At 72.0% G+C, this 21,770-nt stretch carries 21 protein-coding genes; 5 read left to right on the top strand and 16 right to left on the bottom strand.

Going from position 1 to position 21,770, the window contains the following annotated elements; genetic code table 11:
- Nucleotides 1-2: 2 nt before the first annotated feature.
- The 9 genes from ACH34S_RS31410 to ACH34S_RS31370 all read right to left on the bottom strand — a co-directional run bounded on the left by ACH34S_RS31410 (nt 3) and on the right by ACH34S_RS31370 (nt 10,023).
- Nucleotides 3-1,226: an alanine racemase gene (locus tag ACH34S_RS31410; RefSeq protein WP_395956460.1), complete on the bottom strand. Its 1,224-nt coding sequence runs from the start codon at nt 1,224-1,226 to the stop codon at nt 3-5.
- Nucleotides 1,223-2,242 carry an IclR family transcriptional regulator gene (locus tag ACH34S_RS31405; protein WP_395956459.1) on the bottom strand — a complete coding sequence of 340 codons (1,020 nt, stop codon included), beginning with the start codon at nt 2,240-2,242 and terminating at the stop codon, nt 1,223-1,225. Before ACH34S_RS31405 ends, ACH34S_RS31410 begins: the two co-directional genes overlap by 4 nt.
- Nucleotides 2,239-2,982, bottom strand: coding sequence for an MBL fold metallo-hydrolase (locus ACH34S_RS31400; protein ID WP_395956458.1), 744 nt, complete (start codon nt 2,980-2,982; stop codon nt 2,239-2,241). Before ACH34S_RS31400 ends, ACH34S_RS31405 begins: the two co-directional genes overlap by 4 nt.
- A complete protein-coding gene (locus ACH34S_RS31395) occupies nt 2,979-4,142 on the bottom strand; it encodes a M20 family metallopeptidase (RefSeq protein ID WP_395956457.1) in 1,164 nt (387 codons plus the stop codon). The genes ACH34S_RS31400 and ACH34S_RS31395 overlap by 4 nt, the downstream gene beginning before the upstream one ends.
- Entirely contained in the window at nt 4,143-5,105 is a 963-nt protein-coding gene (locus ACH34S_RS31390) for an ABC transporter permease (protein WP_395956456.1), read from the bottom strand.
- Complete coding sequence (locus tag ACH34S_RS31385) at nt 5,105-6,097, bottom strand: ABC transporter permease (RefSeq protein WP_395956455.1); 993 nt, start codon at nt 6,095-6,097, stop codon at nt 5,105-5,107. Before ACH34S_RS31385 ends, ACH34S_RS31390 begins: the two co-directional genes overlap by 1 nt.
- A complete protein-coding gene (locus tag ACH34S_RS31380) occupies nt 6,090-7,703 on the bottom strand; it encodes a sugar ABC transporter ATP-binding protein (protein WP_395956454.1) in 1,614 nt (537 codons plus the stop codon). The genes ACH34S_RS31385 and ACH34S_RS31380 overlap by 8 nt, the downstream gene beginning before the upstream one ends.
- Entirely contained in the window at nt 7,700-8,755 is a 1,056-nt protein-coding gene (locus tag ACH34S_RS31375) for an ABC transporter substrate-binding protein (protein ID WP_395956453.1), read from the bottom strand. The genes ACH34S_RS31380 and ACH34S_RS31375 overlap by 4 nt, the downstream gene beginning before the upstream one ends.
- Nucleotides 8,756-9,150: 395 nt before the next feature.
- Nucleotides 9,151-10,023 (bottom strand): alpha/beta fold hydrolase, encoded by an 873-nt coding sequence (locus ACH34S_RS31370; RefSeq protein WP_395956452.1) that lies wholly within the window; start codon nt 10,021-10,023, stop codon nt 9,151-9,153.
- A gap of 69 nt (nt 10,024-10,092) precedes the next feature.
- Between ACH34S_RS31370 and ACH34S_RS31365 the strand changes: the two genes are divergently transcribed.
- Complete coding sequence (locus ACH34S_RS31365; protein ID WP_395956451.1) at nt 10,093-10,659, top strand: CGNR zinc finger domain-containing protein; 567 nt, start codon at nt 10,093-10,095, stop codon at nt 10,657-10,659.
- 16 nt (nt 10,660-10,675) lie between these two features.
- On the opposite strand, the gene ACH34S_RS31360 is transcribed toward ACH34S_RS31365, so the two are convergent.
- Nucleotides 10,676-11,140, bottom strand: a complete 465-nt coding sequence (locus ACH34S_RS31360; protein WP_395956450.1) for an ATP-binding protein — start codon at nt 11,138-11,140, stop codon at nt 10,676-10,678.
- Between the two features lie 368 nt (nt 11,141-11,508).
- On the opposite strand from ACH34S_RS31360, the gene ACH34S_RS31355 reads away from it, so the two are divergent.
- Nucleotides 11,509-12,087, top strand: a complete 579-nt coding sequence (locus ACH34S_RS31355) for an XRE family transcriptional regulator (protein WP_395956449.1) — start codon at nt 11,509-11,511, stop codon at nt 12,085-12,087.
- A 17-nt stretch (nt 12,088-12,104) separates the two neighbouring features.
- Here the strand turns inward: ACH34S_RS31355 and ACH34S_RS31350 are convergent, their stop codons facing one another.
- Nucleotides 12,105-13,085 (bottom strand): adenylate/guanylate cyclase domain-containing protein, encoded by a 981-nt coding sequence (locus tag ACH34S_RS31350; RefSeq protein WP_395956448.1) that lies wholly within the window; start codon nt 13,083-13,085, stop codon nt 12,105-12,107.
- Nucleotides 13,086-13,152: 67 nt separating this feature from the next.
- Between ACH34S_RS31350 and ACH34S_RS31345 the strand changes: the two genes are divergently transcribed.
- The gene (locus tag ACH34S_RS31345) at nt 13,153-13,926 is read left to right on the top strand and encodes a MerR family transcriptional regulator (RefSeq protein ID WP_395956447.1); all 774 of its coding nucleotides are present in this window, start codon (nt 13,153-13,155) and stop codon (nt 13,924-13,926) included.
- On the opposite strand, the gene ACH34S_RS31340 is transcribed toward ACH34S_RS31345, so the two are convergent.
- Nucleotides 13,923-15,536, bottom strand: coding sequence for an RNA polymerase sigma factor (locus ACH34S_RS31340; RefSeq protein ID WP_395956446.1), 1,614 nt, complete (start codon nt 15,534-15,536; stop codon nt 13,923-13,925). The two genes, ACH34S_RS31345 and ACH34S_RS31340, sit on opposite strands and share 4 nt — an antisense overlap.
- 257 nt (nt 15,537-15,793) lie before the next feature.
- A complete protein-coding gene (locus tag ACH34S_RS31335) occupies nt 15,794-16,285 on the bottom strand; it encodes a SigE family RNA polymerase sigma factor (RefSeq protein ID WP_395956445.1) in 492 nt (163 codons plus the stop codon).
- A gap of 268 nt (nt 16,286-16,553) precedes the next feature.
- Between ACH34S_RS31335 and ACH34S_RS31330 the strand changes: the two genes are divergently transcribed.
- Complete coding sequence (locus tag ACH34S_RS31330) at nt 16,554-17,696, top strand: hypothetical protein (protein ID WP_395956444.1); 1,143 nt, start codon at nt 16,554-16,556, stop codon at nt 17,694-17,696.
- Nucleotides 17,690-18,607: a MauE/DoxX family redox-associated membrane protein gene (locus ACH34S_RS31325; RefSeq protein ID WP_395956443.1), complete on the top strand. Its 918-nt coding sequence runs from the start codon at nt 17,690-17,692 to the stop codon at nt 18,605-18,607. Before ACH34S_RS31330 ends, ACH34S_RS31325 begins: the two co-directional genes overlap by 7 nt.
- Here ACH34S_RS31325 and ACH34S_RS31320 read toward each other — a convergent pair.
- The 3 genes from ACH34S_RS31320 to ACH34S_RS31310 form a co-directional block, all read right to left on the bottom strand.
- Nucleotides 18,562-18,828, bottom strand: a complete 267-nt coding sequence (locus ACH34S_RS31320) for a hypothetical protein (RefSeq protein ID WP_395956442.1) — start codon at nt 18,826-18,828, stop codon at nt 18,562-18,564. The genes ACH34S_RS31325 and ACH34S_RS31320 overlap by 46 nt on opposite strands.
- 325 nt (nt 18,829-19,153) lie before the next feature.
- A complete protein-coding gene (locus tag ACH34S_RS31315) occupies nt 19,154-20,347 on the bottom strand; it encodes an ATP-binding protein (protein WP_395956441.1) in 1,194 nt (397 codons plus the stop codon).
- A 340-nt stretch (nt 20,348-20,687) separates the two neighbouring features.
- Nucleotides 20,688-21,698, bottom strand: coding sequence for a pirin family protein (locus ACH34S_RS31310; protein WP_395956440.1), 1,011 nt, complete (start codon nt 21,696-21,698; stop codon nt 20,688-20,690).
- Nucleotides 21,699-21,770: the final 72 nt, after the last annotated feature.

Here is a 21,770-nt window from a genome sequence, read left to right as displayed (position 1 = left end):
GGTCAGAAGTAGGTGCGGATCAGGTCGGTCACCGTCTCGTCGTCGTCGACGACCGGGATGACCTGCCACTTGTCGAAGGCCGTGCAGGGGTGCGAGATGCCGAAGCACAGCAGGTCGCCGGGACGCGGCGGAGGACCGTCGACCACCACGTAGGCGTGGTGGTCGTTGGTGTCGGTGACGCGCAGCCCGCCCGCCGGGTGAACGGACCCGTCCCGCCTGCGCAGCCGCAGCGGAACCGGCAGCCCGGCGTCGTAGGGCGCCTCCCGCTTGCCCAGCCCGACGATCGCGAGCCCGGGTTCGGGGACGGAGGTGACCTGCGCCCAGATCTCCAGCGCGGCGTCCAGCGAGCCGGGGATGCGGGTGAACGGCGTCCGCTGCGTATAGATGCCGTCGTCGTGGGACACGTAGGCGCCGCTGCGCAGGATGACGGTCAGCTCGTGCCCGGGCAGCCACGCCCCGGACAGCTGCTCGGCGACCTGGTCGAAGTAGGCGCTGCCGCCCGCGGTGACGATGACGTCGCGGGGGAGCAGCCCGGCCTTGGACAGCTCGGCGGTGGCGTCGCGGAGCAGGCCGAGGTAGGCGCCTGCGGCGGGGACGTCCGGCAGCCCGCCCTCGTATCCGGCGACCCCGGCGAGCTCGGTGCCGGGCGCGGCGGTCACCGCGCGGGCGACCGAGGTCAGCTCCTCGACGGTGCGGCAGCCGGTCCGCCCGCCCCGGTGGCCGAACTCGACGAGCACCTGGAACGGCCGCTCCCCGGCCGCCGCGGAGATCGCCGCGACGCCTTCAAGGGAGTCGGCGTACAGCAGGAACTCCATGCCGCGGCCGATCTCGTCGCCGAGCCAGCGCAGCGCGGTCGGGTCGAGGAGCTCGTTGGCCAGCAGGATCCGCGGGACGCCGAACTCCCGGCAGGCGAGGACCTGGTTCGCGGTCGCGGCGGTGATGCCCCAGGCGCCCGCGTCGAGCTGCGCCTGGAACAGCGTCGGGGCCATGGTCGTCTTGCCGTGCGGCGCGAACGCCAGGTCGTGCGCGGCGCAGAACGAGGCCAGCGCGGAGATGTTGTGCTTGAGCGCCGACTCCCGTGCCACCATGACCGGCCAGGTGAACGGGCCACCGAACAGCTGGTGGCGAGCGGCGGCGAACTCCTCGAACGCGACGGGCGCGCCCGGCTGCAAGAAACCCTTCGTCCGCCAATCGACGTGCTCGGCGGGGATGGTCAGGCTGGTCACGGCAGATTCCCTCCTCCATGGTTCTCGGTACCGCGATCGGCTCGGCTTTCGGAACGACTCTCCAACCGGCTATCGGAACGACCTTCGGAACGGCTCTCGGGACGGAACTCGGAACGGATGTCGGGACGGCCTTCAGGGCGGATCTCGGAACGGATGTCCAGCCGGTTCGCCCGGCGGCGGGGGCGGGACGAGCCGAGCACGCGGGAGACGTCCAGCGCCGCCCGCTCCACCATCGGCCCGACCTCCCGGACCCGCGCCGGCGTCATCCGGGACGTCAGCCCCGACACGCTCAGCGCCCCGACGGCCCGGTCGGTGTGGTCGAAGATCGGCGCGGCGACGCAGCGGACCTCGGGCTCGTTCTCCCGGTCGTCCACCGCGTACCCCGACATCCGGACCCGCTCCAGCTCGGCGGCCAGCCGGGCCGGGTCGGTGATGGTCCGCTCGGTGCGCGGCGGCATGCCCGCGTCGATGACGTCCTGGACGTCGTCCTCCCCCAGCCAGGCGAGGATGGCCTTGCCGACGGCGGTGCGGTAGGCGGGCATCCGCATCCCGACCCGCGACGCCATCCGGACGTTGTGCTCGTTCTCCACCTTGTCGATGTAGACGACGTCCGGCGCGTCGTACACGACGAGATGGCAGGTCTCGCCGACGACGTGCTGCAACCGGCGCAGCGGGTCGGCGGCGACGGACCGCATGTCCAGCGACGACAGGTACGCCTGGCCGAGCCGCAGCGCGCCGTGCCCGAGCCGGAACCAGCCCGTCTCGCGGTCGCGGGTGAGCAGGTCGCCGTCGAGGAGCGGCCCGGCGAGCCGCAGCACGGTGCTCTTGCTGATGCCGAGGTCTTCGGCGATCCGGGTGAGCGACACGCCGCGGGTGTCGGCGTGGTCGCGGACATGGTCGAGCACGGCGAGCGCGCGCCGCAGCGACGACGACTGGTTCCGCGCGGACGGCTGCGACGCCGCCTGCCCCGCCGGCTTCGCGGGCCGCGTTCCTTCAACGCCCGTGTCTTGGCTCATGTGGTGCTCTCCGGAAGCAGTCCGCGGGTGAGGGCGTCGCGGGCGGACGCCAGGTGGCGGGCGCCGCGGGCCAGGGAGATCTCGTGGTGGCCGGGGAGCAGCATGTCGACGTCCAGCGCGGCGAGGCGTTCCAGGCTGGCGGCGTACTCGGGGACGCGCGCGTCGTGCAGGTTCTGCAGGGAGATGCGCCCGCCGGTGAAGACGCAGTCGCCGGAGAACAGCGCCCGCCCCTCTGGCGCGTCCAGCAGGTAGCAGGTGTGGCCGTCGGCGTGCCCCGGCGTGGCGAGGGCGGTCAGGACGACCCCGCCGCCGAGGTCGATCTGTTCCCCGTCCGCGATGGGGCGCACCGCCCGGCACGCCGCGAACGTGTAGTCCACGGGGTACACACCGGACGCCTTCCCGCGATCGACGCTGAGCAACTCCTCCGCGCCGGCCGCGATCCACGCGTCCGCCGGGGACCCGGCCCGGACGGCGAGCCCCGGCACCCGTTCGGCCAGCTCCGCGGCGCCGCCCGCGTGGTCGGCGTGCCCGTGCGTCAGCAGCAGATGCCGCTCGCCCTCCGGCCCGGCGGCCGTGGCGAGCCGCCGCGCGAGCAGCCCGGCGGACGCCCCGGCGCCCGCGTCGATCAGCGCCGCGCCCCGCGGGCCGCGCACCAGGTAGACGTGGCAGTCCAGCGGATCGGTGAGGTCGAACCCGGCCGCGCCGCTGCCGGCCAGGTCGATGTGCTGCGTCAGCCTCACCCGTGCCGCCCCCCGCCGATGCTCATCGACCGGACGGTCTCGACGACGAGGCGCGCGGCCAGGTCGACGTCGTCCAGGGCCACGGACTCGTCGGCCGAGTGCGCGTCCGCCACCGAGCCGGGGCCGAACACGACCGACGGGATGCCCGCGCGGGCGAGCTTGCTGGCGTCGGTGCCGAACGGCATCCCGTGGACGGACGCGTCCCGTCCCGCCGCCGCCAGCGCGCCGCACAGCGCGGCCGGGACCGGGCTCGCGGCGGGGGTGTCGAGCGCGTAGTCGACGGTGAAGGGCTCGTCGACCTCGATCCGGCCGGGGATCAGCGCGGTCAGCTCCTCCCTGTCCTTGCGCCACACGTCGATGGGGTCCTCGCCGGGGAGGGTGCGGCGGTCGATGTCGATCTCGCAGCGCCCGGGGACGGTGTTCGGCCCCTCCCCGCCCCGGACCCGCGTGACGGTTCGGGTCGCGGGCCCCAGCAGCGGGTGCGGCGGGACGCCCGGCGCGGCGCGGTCGAGGTGGTCGATGACGCGGGACATGAGGGTGACCGCGTTGACGGCCTCGTCCGGCCGCGAGCTGTGCCCGGCCACCCCGAGCGTCCGGACGGTGTAGCGCACGCACCCCTTGTGCGCGACGGCGGCGACGAGATCGGTCGGCTCCCCGACGATCGCGCCCGTCACGTCCGCGCCCTCAAGATCGGAGATCAGGCCGAGAACACCTTGGTACGCGTGCTCCTCGTCCATGACCCCGGCGAGCACGACCCCGAACGGCGGCGGGCCGTTCGCCGCGAGCTCGGCCGTGGCCAGCATGAACGCGGCCAGCGGCCCCTTCGCGTCGCACGCGCCGCGCCCGTAGAGGCGGCCGTCGCGGATCGTCCCGGCGAACGGGTCGACGGTCATGCCGCCGGTCTCGACGGTGTCGAGGTGCGACTCCAGCAGCACGAAGCGCGGGTCGCGTCCCGGCACGGTGGCGACGACGTTGGGCCGTCCCGGCAGGACCTCCCGCAGCTCGGCCCGCACTCCCCGTGCCGCCAGCCAGTTCCGGACGTATCCGGCGACCGCGGCCTCCCCCAGGTCGGGCTTGGCCCCTGCTCCGACGGGCCCGCCCCGCGGGTTGACGCTGGCGATTCCCACCAGATCCTTGAGCAGCTCCCCCGATCGCGTCATCTATGACCGCCGTTCCCTCGCGTAGGCGAGCAGCAGCCCGATGATGAGCAGGCCCAGGACGATCTGCCGGACGCCCTCGGACATGTTCCACGACGCCAGCAGCGCCGTGAGCAGCGTCAGCAGCAGCGCCCCGGCGACGGTGCCGAGCACGTGCCCGCGCCCGCCGAGAATGGACGTCCCGCCGAGCACGACCGACGCGATCGACAGCAGCTGGTACGGGTTGCCCATGGTCAGCGAGCTGGTGGAGGTGAACCCGAGCAGCACCAGCCCGGCCACCCCGGCGAGCAGCGCGCACAGCCCGTAGGCGATGAACGCGGTCCGGGCCAGCGGCACGCCGGACGCCCGCGAGGCCCGCTCGCCGTTGCCGAGCGCGAAGATGTACCGTCCGATGCGGGAGGCGTGCAGCAGCCAGGCGGCGGCCGCGGTGATGCCGATCCACAGGACGAACGCGAGCGGGATCCCGAGAACGCGGTCGTTGGCGAGCGATCCCAGCAGCGCCACCTTCGCCGACTTCGGCGACCCGTCGGTGTAGACGAGCAGCGCCCCGGCGACGATCGTGCCGGTGGCCAGCGTCATCACCATCGGCGGCACCCGCAGCCAGGTCACCCCGGCCGCGTTGGCGAGCCCGACCAGGACGCTCGCGACGAGCGCGACGGCGATGCCCGCCGTCCCGCCCGACCCGGCCGCGACCTGCGCGCACACCACGGCCGACAGCGCGACGACGCCAGACACCGACAGGTCGATGCCGCTCATCATGACCACGAGGGTCTGCCCGACCCCGACGATGCCGAGGAACGCGGCCGTCTGCACCAGGTACCGGAAGCTGGCGACGCTGTCGAAGCCCTTCGCGAAGAGGATCGCGGCGAGCCACGTCAGGACCAGCACGCCGAACGCCCATACGGCGCGGTTCTCTTTCAGCGTCCGGGGCAACGAGGCGGCGGCGGTGCGCGGTAGCGCGGTCATCAGTCCGTCCTCTCGCGGGTCGCGAACGTCTTCACGGCGATCGCCACGATGAGCACCGCCCCTTGCATGATCAGTTGGTAGAAGGGCGACAGTCCGGTGAACAGCAGCAGGTTGGTCAGCAGCCCGATGAGCAGCGCGGCCAGCACGGTGGCGCGCATCTGCCCCACGCCGCCGAAGAAGCTGACCCCGGCGAGCACCGAGGCGGCTATGGAGTTCAACGTGTAAGGGGTCCCGATCGTCGCATCGCCGGACCCGGTTTGGATGGCGAGTCCGATTCCGGCAAGGCCGACGAACACCCCGGCCAGGCCGTAGGCGCCGATCTTCACTCTCCGGGTGCCGATTCCGCTGGCGTACGCGCCGTGCTCGTTGCCGCCGACCGCGTAGAGCGAGAGCCCGAACTTCGTGGTGCGGACCGTCTTCCACAGCAGCAGGACGACCCCGACCACCACGAACGGCAGCGCGATCCCGCCCCAGCCGTTGTTGTAGGCGTCGACCAGCCCGGCCGGAACGCTCCCACCCGGCTGCGGCAGCACCACCAGCGTGACGCCGCCCCAGAGGAACGACGCCGCCAGCGTCACGATGATCGGCGGCAGCCCCGCATACGCGACGAGCACGCCGTTCGTCGCGCCGGTCGCCACGGCCGCCCCCAGCGCCAGCAGGGCGGCGAGCACCACACCGTCCTCCGCGCGGACGGCGAACACCGCCATCGCGAGGGCCAGCACGGACCCCAGCGACAGGTCGATGCCGCCCGCCAGCATCACGGTGCTCTGCCCCATCGCCGCCAGGATCAGCGGCAGGAACTGCGCGGACAGGATCGTGATCGACGACGGGGTGAACAGCTCGGAGTCGTACTGGCTGTAGACGGCCAGCAGGATCACCAGCAGCGCGAGCAGCCCGGTGACGTCGAGGTTCCGCCGCAGGAACGAGCCGAACCGCCCGGCGCCGGGGCCGCCCGGTGCCACTCGCCCCGCGGGCACGGACTGCTCAGTCATCGGCCACCGTCCCGGTGACGGAGGCGCGGACGAGCCGTTCCTCGGTGAGGGCGTCCCCCGCCAGCCGATCGACGACGGCGCCCTCGTACATCACGGCGACCTCGTCGCACAGGCCGACCAGTTCCATGGTGTCCCCAGAAGTGATCAGCACCGCCACGCCGCTGTCGGCGAGCCGGCGGAGCAGATGGTAGATCTCGCGTTTGGTGCCGACGTCGATGCCGCGGGTCGGCTCCGCGAGCAGCAGGATCCGCGGCTTGGACGGCAGCCAGCGGGCCAGCGCGACCTTCTGCTGGTTGCCGCCCGACAGCCTGCGGGCCTCCTGCTCGGGACCGGTCACCCTGATCCGCATCCGCTCGACGAGGTCGTCGACGAGCGCCGCCTCCGCACCGCGGTCGACGGTGAGCAGCCGCCGCCCCGGCGTCACCACGTCGAGGTTGGTGAGCGCCAGGTTGGCGCGGACGGTCTGCGCCACATGCAGCCCCTCGACCTTCCGGTCTTCCGGGACGTAGGCGATCCGGTTCCGGATGGCCTCACGCGGGGAGGCGAGCCGGGCCGGACGCCCGTCCAGCTCGATCCTCCCCGCGTGCTTGACGAGCCCGAACAGCGCCCGCAGCACGGCCCGCTGTCCTTGCCCCTGGAGCCCGCCGAGCCCGATGATCCGGCCGGCCTCCAGATCGAGGTCGACGCCGTCGCAGGCACCCGGCACGGACAGCCCGCGCACCCGCAACACCGTCTCCCCGCCGGAGACGGGCCCCGCGTCCTCCGCGACGGCCGCCTTCTCGGAGGCGATCTCCTTCTCGGTCGGGATCGCGGCGATCTCGTCCCCTTCGGGGGCCAGGTCCGCCGCGCTCTCCCCGGCCTTGGGCGGGAACAGGTCGGACAGTTCCCGCCCGATCATCAGCCGGACGATGTCGTCATGGTCGGTCTCCGCGCGCTCGCGGGTCGCCATGACCTCGCCGTCCTTGAGCACGGTCAGCCGGTCGGAGATCGCGAACAGCTCGCCCATCCGATGGCTGACGATGATCACGGACGAGCCGGCCGCGCGCAGCTCGTCCACGACCGCGAAGACGCTTCTGACCTGGTCGTCGTCCAGCGCGGAGGTGGCCTCGTCCAGGATCAGCAGCCGCGGCTGCGAAGCGAGCGCCTTGGCCAGCTCGACGAGCTGCTGCTGCCCGAGCGGCAGCCGCCCGGCCCGGGTGAGCGGATCGACGTCCAGCCCGACCCGCTCCAGCAGCGGCCGCGCCCGCCGGGCGAGGTCGCGGCGCAGGATCAGCCCGCGCCGCGCCGGCCACTGCCCGAGGAACACGTTCTCCGCGACGGTCTGGTGCGGGTTGAGGCTGAGCTCCTGGTGCACCGAGCCGATCCCGACCTCGCGGGCGCGGTGCGGCGACCAGGACCGCAGCGGCTCGCCGTCGTAGGAGATCCGCCCGGAGTCGGGCGCGAGCAACCCGGTGACCAGCCCCAGGACGGTGCTCTTCCCCGCCCCGTTCTCGCCGACCAGCGCGAGCACCTCGCCCGCCCGGACGTCGAAGCTCACCCGATCGAGGACCCGGTTGCCCGCGAACGACTTCGAGACCTGCTCGACGGCCAGAAGCGCCACCGTCACTTCCCGATCAGCTTGTCGATCTCGGGCTGCGGCAGCTCCTGGATCGGGTAGGAGTCGTCCGGCTGGTCCGGCTTGACGTACTGCGCCAGGTTCTCATCGGTGATCTTGGGCAGCGGGACCATGATCTGGTTCGGCACCGAGGCGCCGCCCGCCTTGGCCACGGCCGCCCGCAGCGCGATGACGCCCAGGTAGTTGGGCTGCGCCGTGGACAGCGAGGAGAACCCGTCCTTGCTGTGCTGCTGCCACAGCTTCAGGAACCCGTTGTAGTTCTCACCGGTGATCGGGACGAGCTTCTTCTTCTGCTTGATCAGCGTCTGGAGGGCCGCCGCCGACAGCGCGCCACCCTGCGAGAACACACCGTCGATGTCCGGGTTCGCGGAGTACGCCGAAGCGAACGCCTGCGCCGCCGGCGCCAGGTTGTACTCGCTGTGGACGTTCGCGGCGACCTTGATGCCCGGGAACTTCTTCAGCGCCTCCTCGGCGCCCTGCCAGCGCTCCTCGCTGACCGCGACGCCCGCGGGCCCGTTGAAGGCGATGATCTTGCCCTTGCCGCCGAGCTTCTCACCGAGCCACTGGCCCATCATCCGGCCCCACTCCTTCTGGTCGGTGCCGACGCGCACGACCTTCTCGGAGGTGACCAGGCTGTCGAAGTTCACGACCGTGATCCCGGCGCCGACGGCCTGCTCCACGACCGGGTTCAGCGCCGTGGACGACCCGGCGTCCACGAGGATCACGTCGTACTTCTGCTGGATCATCGCGCGGATCTGGGCGATCTGCTGCGAGGTGTCGCCGTTGGCGTTGAACACCTTGTAGTCGGCGACCTTGCCCTCGCCCTTCAGCTTCGCGACATCATCCTTGATCATCTTGTCGGTCTGCTGCATCCACGACGGCGTCAGGTAGATGGTCGACCAGCCGACCTTCAGGGCCTTGGACTTGCCACCGGACTTGTCGTCGCCGGACGAGTCGCCGGAGTCGACACCGCACGCGGCCGTCGCGGCCAGCGTGCCGAGCGCCGTGACGGTCACGACGGCGCGCGTGAATCTACCGATCATGGGGGGTACTCCTCGTGACGATTCCGGAACCGGGCGGTCCCGGCGATCTGGGCGCGGCGTCGGAAGGGGACGTTCACGCGGTCGGCGCCCGTCCCGGAGGGTGGCGGACGGCGCCCCAGGCACCTCACGGGAGGGGTGCGGCCGAGCAGATCGTGCATCGGACCTCACCAAGCCCCCAGAGAGCCAAATACCGGATTTCCGTGCCGGTAGCCCGGAGGTTATGGGCTGAGTCAAGCCTCGCGCCAGTTTTGCAACATATGATTTTGCACTGCAAAACTACCCTCTGACCTGCAACGTTACCGAACCGCTCGCCTGGATCGACCCCGCGCCCCCTGTCCGAAACCCACCCGCGCCCGCCACCGCCCCACCAACGCCCCAACTCCCGCCGGTCAAGATCACGCGCCGGGCGTCCAGGTGCGGTCGACGAAGTCGGCGATGAGCGGGGCGATCTGCGGCAGCCGCTCTTCGAGGGCGAAGTGGCCCGTGTCGAGGAGATGGAGCTCGGCGTCCGGGAGCTCGCGCAGGTAGGCACGAGCGCCCGGCTCCGGGAAGAACGGGTCTCCCGCCCCCCACACGATGAGCGCCGGTGGCGTGTGCTCGCGCAGCCATGCCTGCCAGGCGCCGTAGCGTTCGAGGTTGGAGCGGTAGTCGAACGCGAGGGCGACCTGCGCTTCCTTGCGTCCGGGCAGGTCGAGGAAGTGCTGATCGAGCGTCCACCCGTCGGGCGCGATCAGCTCGGGCTCGGCGACACCGGTCTCGTACTGCCCGCGCGTCCCGGACAAGGTGAGCAGCTCACGAACCGCCTTCTCCGCGCCCTCCACCTCCGGCCGCAGCGCGATGAAGTCCCGGGCAGCCTCCGAAAGGCCCTCCTCATAGGCGTTCCCGTTCTGGACGATCAGCCCGGCGATCCACTCCGGATGCCGCTCCGCGAGCCGGAACCCGACCGGCGCCCCGAAGTCGAAGACGTACATCACGAAGCGCCCAAGCCCGAGCCCTCGCACGAACCCTTCGACGACATCGGCGAGCCGGTCGAACGAGTACGCGAACCCGTCCGGTACCTCCGTGTGCCCGAAGCCGGGATAGTCGGGCGCGATCAGCCGGTACCGCCCGCCAAGAGCGTCGATGAGCCGCCGGAACTGGTGCGACGCGGACGGAAACCCGTGCAGCAACAGCATGACGGGCGCATCGCCCCGCTCGGGAACGGACTCGCGATAGAAGACCCGCACACCGTCCACATCAAGCCGCCGGTGAACAACCAGAGGAACCATGACTAACGCCTTTCTCCAGAGACGATCCATTAGCCTAATGCATCATTCAACTGATGTACCGTTAGCCAGATGAGCGACCTCGGCCCCTTGATCGGCGAACCACCGGCCCTGGACCTGGTGAACACCCGCACCACCGCGGGCGACCACCTGGCCACCGTCGACGACCTGCACACCTGGCTGAACCTCCAGGCCACCCGGCACCCGCAGGCTCCCGACCTGGCGAACGTCCGCCTGACCGCCCCGGACCTGACCGCCGTCCACCGGCTCCGCGAGCACACGTCCCGCCTGATCGAGCACGCCCGCCAAGGCGCACGCCCACCCGCGCATGACCTGAAAGCCCTCAACGAAGCCCAGCGCACCGCCCCCGCCACCACGGAACTGCACTGGAACGGCTCCGCCCTCACCGCGGAACGCAACCGCCCCGGCCCACCCGGAGCCCAGGTGACGACGTGGCTGGCCGAAGAAGCCGCCGCACTGCTGACCGACCCGGCGGTCAGCAGGATCCGCCAGTGCGAGGCGGACGACTGCGTGATGCTGTTCCTCCCCGCCCACCCCCGCCGCCGCTGGTGCTCACCCGCCCGCTGCGGCAACCGCACCCGCGTATCCCGCCACTACCACCGCCACAAGCCCGCCTGACCGGCGCACCCACACGTCACGCGGTCACGCGCGCCCAGACCCATTTCCCCTCGGGATCCGTCACGGTCACCCCGCACTCGGACGACAACATCTCCACGATCGGAAGCCCTCGACCGCCGTCGTGCCCCATCTCCAACGCCGAAGCGTCCGGGGACATGTCTCCGGCGATCGCCTCCGCCGTCCGTTTGCGCATCGGCAGGACGTCCGAGGCATCCCACACCGCCAGCAGCACCCCGTCCGCCTCGCGCGTGAACCGCACCCGGATCTCCTGCTCGGGCGTGTGCCGGATCGCGTTCGTCACCAGCTCGCTGGCGATCAGCGTCACGTCGTCGCACAGCACGTCCAGCCCCCACGAGACCAGGCGCAGATCCACCAGCGTCCGGACCCGCCCCGGCACCGTCCGCGCGGCCATGCACCTCAGGCCCAGCCCGGCATCGGGCACGGCGTCCTCGCCCAACGGCTCGCCCCTCCGATGCGCCATGGGCCGCGGAGCCACCTTCCGGTCAACGCTCGGCCGGCGCGGCGGTCGCCGCGTCCGGAGCTCGTGGTGTCGTGAGGCAACGAGGATGCGCACGTGGCGCCGGACGCCTGAACTGCGTTCCCAGGACGTCCAGGACGTCTTCGAGTTAGCGTCGAGGACGTCCGAGCCGTCCAGCCGAGGGGGGTGCAGGTGTGCCGAACGATGCGCTACGACAGGCCATGACCAGTGCGAGACTGACAGAGCAGGAACTCGCCGAAGCATGTCAAGTGGACGTCAAGACTGTGGCCCGGTGGGTAGCCGAAGAAGATCGCACACCGCACCCGCGTCACCGCTGGGCAGCTTCGGAGGCCTTGGGAGTTGATGAGGGCATGTTGTGGCCTGACGCCATCCGCAAGAACGTGAAAACGGGACCGGACCGCGAGATCGCGGCGGTGTACCCCTACCGCTCCGCCTGCCCCAAGTCCGTCTGGCGTCGCCTCATCGGAGCGGCGACCAAGGATCTGACCTTCGCCGGCTACACGAACTACTTCCTGTGGCTGGAGATCCCCAACCTGCGGACCGTCCTGCGCCGCAAGGCCGAAAGCGGCTGCCACGTGCGGTTCCTGGTCGGAGACCCCGACAGCGAGGTCACGCGGCGCCGCGAGCAGCTCGAGGCCGTGCCGCTCACCGTCGGCACCCGGATAAAGATCACCCTCGACGAGCTTTCCAAGATCGCGGACGTGCCGGGCGTCGAGGCCCGCCACGGCGACGACCACATCGCCATGAGCGTCTTCATCTTCGACGACGAGATGCTCGTGACCCCGCACCTGGCACACCTGGTCGGCCACGACTCCCCGATGCTCCACCTGAAGCGCCACCAGGACGACGGCCTCTACGACCGTTTCGCCTACCACGTCACCGAACTCTGGAACACCGGCCGCCCAATCACAGAATTCACTCCCCGCTAGCGGAACCTTTCCCCACTTCAGTGCGCGGGGCGGCGTAGGACGGTGGGGCGGACTCGGCCCAGGCCCTGGAGGGGGCGGGGGCGGAGTGAGGTCGTGTCGAAGGCGTCGGGTGGGAGGGCGGAGGCCAGGGCCGTGTCGATGAGGACGGTCCCCGGGTAGGCGGTGGACGTCAGGCGGGCGGCCAGGTTCACCGGGGTGCCGAAGACGTCGCCTAGGCGCTGGATCACTTCGCCATAGGCGAGGCCCACGCGGACCTTTGGGAAATCCGGGTCCTCGTTGAAGCGCTCCGCGATGCGCAGGCCGATCTCGGCGGCGGAGCGGGGGTCGGACGCGACGAACAGGACCTCGTCGCCGAGGGTCTTGACGATGCGGCCGCCCTGCTCGGCGACGATCTCGGCCGTCGTGACCTCGAAGCGCTCGATGAAGGCGGCCAGGGCGTCGCCGTCCAGGCGGCGGCTCAGGCGGGTGAAGGAGACGACGTCCGCGAAACCCGTGGCGAGGTGCGCGATACCGGCGGCCGGGTCGGCCTGGGCGCTGGCCGTCGTGGCGGCGGCGCGCATCCCGGCGGCGGTGAGCTGGCGGCGCCAGCCGTGGAGGAGGAGGCGCTCGAACGCCGGGCGGAGTTCCTCGGTCGCGGCGAGGGCGGCGGCGACCAGGTCGGGTGTCAGAGGTTCGTCGGACGGCAGCTCGCCGAGGCGCTGCAACCACACGTCGCCCAGCCAGCTCGCCAGGCGTCCCATGGTCTGGCCGACGGCGCGGGCGAGCTGGAGGACCATGTCCTCGTCGACCAGATCGCTGCCGAGGAGGTCCTTGATCTCGCGGAGCGCGGCGACGTCGCCGTCGGTGAAGGCGACCTCGTCGTCGGGCGGGGTCGGGAAGCCGAGCGCCTGCCAGATGCGGCGCGCGTAGTCGTCGGGGACGCCGGCGAGCGCCTCGACCTCCTTGCGCGTGTAGCGAAGAGGGCCGCCGAGGAGCGTCTCCTCGATGTCGTCCGCCATGGCCCATGCTCCTATGTGTCATTGATCAATGTAACAATGGTGCCGGAGTAGGATCACGGCGGTCAAGATGGACGAGTCCGGCGGACGGGACATGCCCGAGTACCGAATCGACGAGCTGGCGCGGCAGGCCGGAAGCACCGTGCGCAACATCCGCGCCTACCAGGACCGGGGCCTGCTGCCGCCGCCCCGGCTCGAAGGCCGGGTCGGCCTGTACGACGACGCGCATCTCGCCCGGCTCCGCCTGATCGGCCAGCTCCTCGGCCGCGGCTACACCTTCGCCGTCATCAAGGAGCTGCTGACCGCCTGGGAGACCGGCAAGGACGTCGGCGAGGTCCTCGGGCTGGAGAAGGTGCTCACCGACCCGTGGTCGGACGAGATCCCCGGCACCGTCGGCTACGACGAGCTCGTCGCGATCTTCGGCGCGGGCCTGGACGAGGCCGAGACCGCCCGGCTCCGCGACCGGACCGTCGAGATCGGGCTCATCGAACCGGACGGCGCCCAGTACCGCGTGCCGAGCCCGCGGCTGCTGCACGTCGGCGCCGAACTGGTCGCGGCGGGCGTCCCGCTCGACTCGGTGCTCGACATCGCCGAGCAGATCCGCGCCGACTGCGACGTGATCGCGGACCGTTTCGTCGGGCTCGTCCGGGAGCACGTGTTCGACCGGCTGGAGGAGCGTCCCGTCCCGGACGGCGAGGTCGCCGCGGTGGTCCGCCGGATGCGGCCGCTGGTGAAGATGGTCGTCGACCCGTTCATCGCGCGGGCGATGGAGACCCGCGTCCAGGCGGCGCTCGGCGAGCACCTCGAAACGGTCAGGGACCAGCTCGGCCAGACCCCCGGCTAGAGGAGGGTGGCACCCCAGACGACCGTCACCGGGTGCGGGATGCCGTTGGAGTCGGTGAAGGTGACGGTGCCCTGCCCGGGGAGCCCGATGATGGTCGTGCGCAGCGTGAGCGTCAGGTGGGCCGTGCCGCCCTTGGGCATGGTGCCCTGCGTCTTGGACAGGACGAGCTGGCCGGTCGACGTGTTCGCCGTCCACGACACGGGGCCGCTCTTGGCGGTAAGGCTGACCTGGGCGGTCTTCGTGCCGTAGAGCTCGACCTTCGCCGGGACGACGAGGACCCCGCGCGGCTCGGGCGCGTCGGACGACGGCGGCGACGGGCGCGCCGAGCCCTCCGGCTCCTTCTCCTCCGTCTGCGGGCGGAGGGGCGCCTGGCCGCCCCCGCCGGCCCCGCCGGGGCCGCCATGGGACGGCGGCGGCCCGTGGCCCGACTCCGTCGGCGACTCGTGCGTGATCGACGGCTGCGGATGCGTGTCGAACGGCGGCCAGTTCAGCGCGCTGCCGTCGATTCCGGGACCCATGACGAACATGCCGGCGAATGCGGCGGCCAGCGCGCTCGCCATCCCGCCGCCGGTGACCAGCCAGCGGCGCGTGAACGGCGACGGCACGTCCGGCTGGCTCGGCAGGCCCGACGGCGTGAGGGCGCCGCCCCGGGCGGCGATGTCGGCCCGGTAGCCCGCGAGTTCCGGGTCGGTGGCGGTGTGCATGACGCGGTGCCGGAGCGCCGCGGGCAGCACCGGGGCGGGGGCCCGCTTGAGCAGCGCGATCGCGGACACCCGGCCGCGGCGGAGGCACGCGGGACAGCCCGCCGCATGCCGTTCCGTGGACGGATCGACCGGGGCGGTGTCGGCACGCCGGTGCAGGATCTGCCACAGCGACTTCGTGCGCGGCTGCGGGCCGGGCGCCCCGGGCTCCGGTTGGACGGGTGGTGCCGGGTTCGGTGGGGCCGACGGCTCGTTCTTGCGGGCCGCGAGGACGGCGACCGCCGTCGGGCGCGCCTGGTCACGTTCGTCCGGAGCACCCGCGGCCTCTGACGGCTCCTGGGCAGGGGAGGCCGCGGCGGCGCAGGCGCGGTTGGCGCGGTGGATCTCCTTCTGCAGCCCGGCTTCGAGGTCCGCCCGCGATCTGCGCATCCGCAGGGCGGCGCGGCGCGAGGACATGCCGAGCGTCGCGCCGAGCCGGGCGGGACGCAGCCCGTGCCGGTAGGCCAGCAGCATGACCTCCTGCTCGACGGGCGCCAGGCGGGCGAGGCAGGCGCGCAGGAGCCCGTGCAGCTCGTCGAGGGGCGGCCAGTCGGGGACGGGGTCGTCCGGCTCGCCGCGGTCGAGGAACGGGATCTCGGCGAAGTCGGTGTCGCGGTCCCAGTAGAGGTTCCTGGCCCGGCCGCGCCGGATGCAGCGGCGCCGGGCCGCCCCGTACAGCCAGGAGCTCAGCTGCAGGTGGTCGCGCATCCGGGGGGCGCGGCGCCCGGCGTCGATGAAGGTGTCGTGGACGATGTCCGCCGCGACTTTCTCATCACCCGACATTGACAGGGCGTAGTCATAAACGCGCTCACCGTACTCGTCATAGAGCGCGGCGAGCGCGGCCTCGTCACCGTCGTTCAGTCCCTTCACCAGCGTTCGGTCAGCCGTGTGCACGGAGGGGGACATCCTGGGCATTCACGCTCCCGGAACCGGCATGAGGCGTCCGTCCCCATCGGGATCGTCCGGACATTCAGCCCACCTTGCATACACCCGTGACCCCCATCCGCACCACATGATGCACCGAAATCACCATTAAGGTGACTGCGCGGTGAGATGCCGCTTCTCTCCGTGATCACGCTACCAATGACTCGGCGTCAGAATCGAGTCAGCGGGCGAGCCCGTCTGTCCTACGACGGCTCCGCCATGAGGGTGCGGAGCTTGGACATGCCCCGGGACACGGTGGACTTGACCGTGCCGACGCTGACGCCGAGCGCTTCGGCGATCTCCCGCTCGGACATGTCCTCGTAGTAGCGGAGCATGACGGCCAGGCGCTGCCGTTCGGGCAGGCGGCCGAGGGCACGGCCGAGCGCGTCGCGCAGCTCGCTGCGTCCGGTGTGGTCGTCGACGGGACGGTCGGGGAGCCGGTCGGTCGGGTACACGTCCAGCTTCCGGCGCCGCCACCACGAGATCTGCGTGTTGACCATGGCCCGGCGGACGTAGCCGTCGACGGCGGCGGGGTTCTCGATGCGGTCCCAGGCGAGGTAGGTCTTGGTGAGCGCGGACTGGAGGAGATCCTCGGCCTCGGTGCGGTCGCTGGTCAGCTGGGTGGCGGCGCGGAGCAGCACGTTCCCGCGCTCCGCCACGTACTCGCGGAACTCCTCGTGCCGTGTCCCGTTCACGTCACCACCGGACCAGGGGTTGCGAGCCGCCGCCACGGCGAACTCTCGGTATGGTCGACGATCGCACGCCGATCGTAATTTCGGACCTACCCGAAATACTTATCCGGGTCAACCAGTGGATAATCTTCATCCCGGGTAAATCAAACGTCCTCCACCGGCTGACTTATCGCGACAAATCCGTCGACAGCAGGAGTCACCGCGCGTGACTCTTGACTCACCGCCCTAACACCAGTGGCCCAGTGTGATGATTCGATGCCGGAGTGCCGCGATGCCGCCACCCCAACGCCGTGGAGCGAGCCGCCGCCGGCTCCGCGCGTCCGTCCTCGGGACGTCCGAAGGCGAGGGTCTGCCGGAACGCGCGGAACGCGCGCAACGCCCGCTGGACGCGGTGACGGGCATCGTGCTCGACGCCAGCCCGCACCTGCTGGTGCTGGCGACGGCCGGCGGTGAGACCCGCTTCGCGATGGGCGAGTCCACCCCGGTCTGGCACGGCGGGCACGGGGGCCTCGCCGCGCTCCGTCCGGGCCGCGCCGTGGTCGTCCGGCCGAAGGACGCCGGCTTCGCAGCCGGCGGGGCCGGAGTCCTCGGCGGGGCCGGAGTCCTCGGCGGGGCGCCCGGGACCGTCCGCGAGAGGGCGCCCCGGGGCGCCTCCGTCGCCGACCGGATCTGGGTCGACATCGGCCGGGTCAGCGGCACGATCCTGGCGTGCGGCCGGGACGCCGTGGACGTGGACATGGGCCCGCACCGGGGCCGGACCCGCGTGGTGATCCCGCCGCGCGCCCTCGAACGGGTCCTGGTCCGGCATCCGCGGCTGGAGCCCGGATACCTGATCGACGTGATCTGCATCCGGTCCCCGGACGGCCCCCGTGCGGTGGTTCCGGGCACGTCGCAGCCGGGCTACCGGGCGGACGACCTCGCCGCGCCGGCGGCCACGGCCCCGGTGCCCGGCGTGCTCCGCGGCACCGCGACCTGGTTCGGCGGCCTGGAAGACCCGCCCGTGACCACCCCGAACCTGGACGGCCGCGGAGCCGGTGACCGGGGAGCGGGCGGGGCGGGCGCGGCGGACGGGGTGGCCTACCCGGCGGTCGACTCCGAGGGGGACGCCGGGGGATGCGCGGCCACCCCGTCCGGCTGCGTCGCGTTCCCGTACCTGTCGCTCGGCAGCGACGTCGTCGTCCACAACGAGTGCGGCGGGCGGGCCGCCCCGCTGCCGATCGTGGAGTGCGGGTGCACGGCGGCCCGCTTCTGCGACCGCTGCGTGGACTGCGGCGCATCACCGCGCGGCCGGATCGTGGAGCTGACACCCGCCGCGTTCGCAGGGCTCGGCGGCGACCTGGAGACGGGCTGCTTCACCGCCGCCGTCCGTCCCGGCGCGCCGTCCCCGATGCCGGGGAGGACGGCGTCATGGTGACCGCGTTCCAGAACACGCAGGTTCTGCTGCTGGCGGCCGTGCTGCTCGCGGCGTGCCTGGCGAAGCTGACGGTCCGGGAGACGGCGGGGCACGCGTCCCACCATGTCCACGGCGTGCCGGTGCCGGCCGGGCTCGCGCGGCTGACGGCGCTGCGCGGCAGCCGGGGGATGGCGGTCGGGCTCGGGATCGCCGAGGGCGTGCTCGGGCTGGCGCTGCTGGTGACGTCGCATATGGGGGTGCGGCTCGCGACGACGGTGGCGTTCGCCGCCGCGACCTGGGTGGTCGGCGAGCTGCGGGTCCGCCGCCCGGACGCCGGGTGCGGCTGCTTCGGCGGGCTGAGCGCCCGGAAGGTGGATCGGCGCAGCGTGCTGCGGGCGGCGCTGTTCACCGCGGCCGCGGTCGCGGCGCTCGGCGCCCCGCTCCCCGGGCTGGACGTGCTGCTGGACGTCCAGGCGCAGGTCGGGCTGGTGCTCGCGGTGGAGCTGGCGCTGTTCGCGGCGCTCTCCCCGGAACTGTCGGCGGTGGTGGAGCGGCGCAGGCTGGCGCACGGCACGGGCCGCGCGGCGATGCCGTGCGAGCGGCGGCGCAGCCCGATCGAGGAAACGTACGCGACGCTCTACGACAGCCCCGCATGGGTGGAGCACGAGAACGTCGTGGCGAGCGCGGTCCCGCTGGACGTGTGGCGCGAGGGCTGCTGGCGCTTCGTGGTCTTCCCGGCCCGGGTGCACGAGCGGGACGTGGAGATCGTGTTCGCCGTCTCCACCGCCGAACGCGACAGAACCGTCCGCTCAGCCCTCGTCCCGGCGGACCCGCCCCCGGACGGGGCCGAGGACGGGGACGGCGGCGGCTTCGCGGGGTCGCCGGGTCACCAGGTGGATTCGGTGTCGTCGTCGGGTGGGGCGTCCTCGTAGGTTCCGAACTCGTCTTCCTGACGGCCGGGCATTTCGTCGTCGTCGGGGGCGCGGGAGCGCATGCCGCCACCCATGGCGGCCGGGGTCTCGTCCGGCCCGTAGAGGTAGCCGTCGTCCTGGACGGGTGGCCGCCCGCCCTGGTCCTGCTGCATGGACGACTCGTCGTCGTAGGCGAACTCGTTGTCCGGGTCCTGGCCGCGGAACCGGTCACCGTGTCCCATGTTCCCTCCAATGTCAGGTCATGTCCGGACGCATGGCATGCACGGTCCTACCCAGCCGGCTCCGCGCATGCTCCGGCGCGGCCGCTCTTCTTCTCTCTAGAGCTTTCTACGAAAAACCATAGATATTAATAGAGAGAACGAGAGGGCATGCGAGCAGAATCTACGGCTTTCTACGGCGGCCACTAGAGAGCCGAATATTCATCGGACGTCACGGCCCCATGCCGCTTTCTATCGCTCTCTAGCCTTTTCGCTAGAGAGCGATATGCGGCCGAAGCGTCCGGTCGAGTCGTGGCGAGCTTGGGAACGTCAGGGCGAGCTGCGAACGTCAGGCGGGTTGGGCACGGAGGAACTGGCCGAAGTGCGGCACGGTGAACGCGACCATGCCGCGTTCGGCGCTGTAGATGAGGCCCTTCTTGATGAGCCCGTCGCGGGCGGGCGACAGGCTGGACGGCTTGCGGCCGAGCTCGTCGGCGACCGAGGCCGTGGCCACCGGGTCGTCGCCGAGCATCGCCATGGCGCGCATGTAGTCGCGCTCGGCCGGGGTGGCGCGCTCGTAGCGGCTGCCGAAGAAGCCGACCGCGAGCTCGCTCTCCGCCTCCGGCGCGGCGACCTTGATGTCGTCGGCGGTGATCGGGCTGTCGGGCGCGACGTCCCAGACGACCTTCGCGTACGCCTGGACGAAGTACGGGTAGCCGTCGGCGGCGCCGTACAGCGCGTCGAGCGCGTCCTGGGTGAAGGTGACCTGCTCCCGCTCGGCGGGGGCCAGCAGGGCGTGGTCGGCGGACTCGCGGTCGAGCCGGTCGATGCGGGCGTAGCGGAACAGCCGCTCGGAGTAGGACTTGCTGGCCGACAGGACGGCGGGCAGGTGCGGCAGCCCGGCGCCGACCACGATCAGCGGGCCGCCCACCTGCGACAGCTCGTGGCACGCGGCGCACAGGGCGGACACGTCGTCGGCGGGGATGTCCTGCATCTCGTCGACGAACAGGGCGATCCCGGCGCCGACGTCGGTCGCGACGGACGCGGCGTCGACGAACAGCTCGGTGAGGTCGATCTCCAGGTCACCGGAGTCGGCGCGGCCGCGGGTGGCGGGCACGTCGATGCCGGGCTGCCAGCGGTGCGCCCGCGCCTTGCTCTTACCGGACGGCTCGGGCTCCGACTGCGCGAACGCCTTGAGCACGCCGAGGAAGTCTTCGATGCGGTCGGGGGCGCGGTGCCGGGGCGCCAGCTCCCGGACGGCCCGGTGCAGCGCGGACGCGACCGGCCGCCGGATCGACTGGTCGGGCCGCGCCTCGATCTTCCCGGTCCCCCAGAGGCGCTGGATCGCCATCGAGCGGAACGCGTTGAGCAGCACGGTCTTGCCCACCCCGCGCAGCCCGGTGACGATCATGCTGCGCTCGGGCCGGCCGCGGGCGACCCGTTCGAGCACCACCTCGAACTGCTTGAGCTCACGGTCGCGGCCGGCCAGCTCCGGGGGGCGCTGCCCGGCGCCGGGGGCATAGGGATTGCGCACGGGGTCCACGCTCTCGGACTCTATGAGGCGATATAGCTGCGGCCGTAGATTTGCGTAGAAACCGCTACGGCGTGTCGCGTGCTCCGCCCGGCGCCGCCGCGCGCAGCGCGCCTCCGGACTCCCGTCCCGCTCGGCGTCGCGGGCCGCGGGCGCCCCCGAGACCGGACCGGGGTGCAGGCCCTGCCTCGGGGCTACGGTCGCCGCCATGACGCCTCCTGGGCGAGCGCGTGTTCGAACGAGTGCGTCGAACCTCTGTTCGACTATTCGAACACACTAGCGCATGCGTCCTCCCCCGTCACCCGAACCCCGGGAACTCCGGCAACCTATTCGGCGCGGGTCCGCGGCGCCGTCAGGCCAGGGGCTCGTCGGCCGCCGACCGGTGCGGCACCTTTTCCGCCGGGATGGTCCCCATGCGTCCGGCCTGGAAGTCCTCGAACGCCTGGATGATCTCCTCGCGGGTGTTCATCACGAACGGCCCGTAGCGCGCGATCGGCTCCCGGATCGGGAGGCCGCCGAGGATGAGGATCTCCCACCCGTTCGCGCTGCCCGCGGGCTGGACGTCGGCGGCCCGGACGACGAGCCCGTCCTCCGTGCCCTTGTGGTGCGAGCCAGCGAAGACCGCGAGCTGCCCCTCGTCCAGCGCGGCCTCTTCGACGCCTGCCGTCCCGCGCCCGGACAGGACGTACACCAGCGCGTTGAAGTCGCGCGGCCACGGAAGCGCCAGCCGCGCGCCCGGCGCGACGGTCGCGTGCAGGTAGTTGATCGGCGTGTAGGTGACGCCGGGGCCGTCGTGTCCGGCGAGCGACCCGGCGATGACGCGGACGAGGGACGAGCCGTCGTCGGCGGCGAGCAGCTTCACGTCCCGCGCCTCGATGTCCTGGTAGCGCGGCGGGACCCACTTCTGGGCGCGCGGCAGGTTGACCCAGAGCTGGACGCCGTGGAACAGCCCGCCCTTGGCGACGAGCTCGGGCGGCGGCTGCTCGATGTGCTGGATCCCGGACGCGGCGGTCATCCACTGCGTGGCGCCGTCGGCGATGAGGCCACCGCCGCCGGTGGTGTCCTGGTGCTGGAAGGCGCCGTCGATGATGTAGGTGACGGTCTCGAAACCGCGATGCGGGTGCCACGGTGTGCCCAGTGCCTCGCCGGGCGCGTACTCGATGGCGCCCATGTGGTCGAGGAGCAGGAACGGGTCGGCCAGAGACAGGTCGATGCCCGGGAACGGGCGCCTGACCTGGAAGCCTTCGCCCTCCGTATGGTGCGCAGCGGTCACGATCTTCGCGACGCGGCGCCAGCCGGTCCCGGCCTCCGGCAGGAGCGGCAGGCGGGGCAGGGTCAGCGGGTCGGCCATGACGGCGGGCATGGGGTCCTCCGATCGTTCGGGTGCCCCGTCCGCGGTCGGGCGGCGCACATCCGCGGAACATAGTTGATGCTT

Source organism: Actinomadura sp. 3N508 (assembly GCF_044326375.1).
In the GTDB taxonomy this organism is placed as follows: domain Bacteria; phylum Actinomycetota; class Actinomycetes; order Streptosporangiales; family Streptosporangiaceae; genus Spirillospora.
The sequence above is the reverse complement of the archived record's forward strand: the minus strand, read 5'-3'. Positions and strand labels throughout refer to the sequence as shown.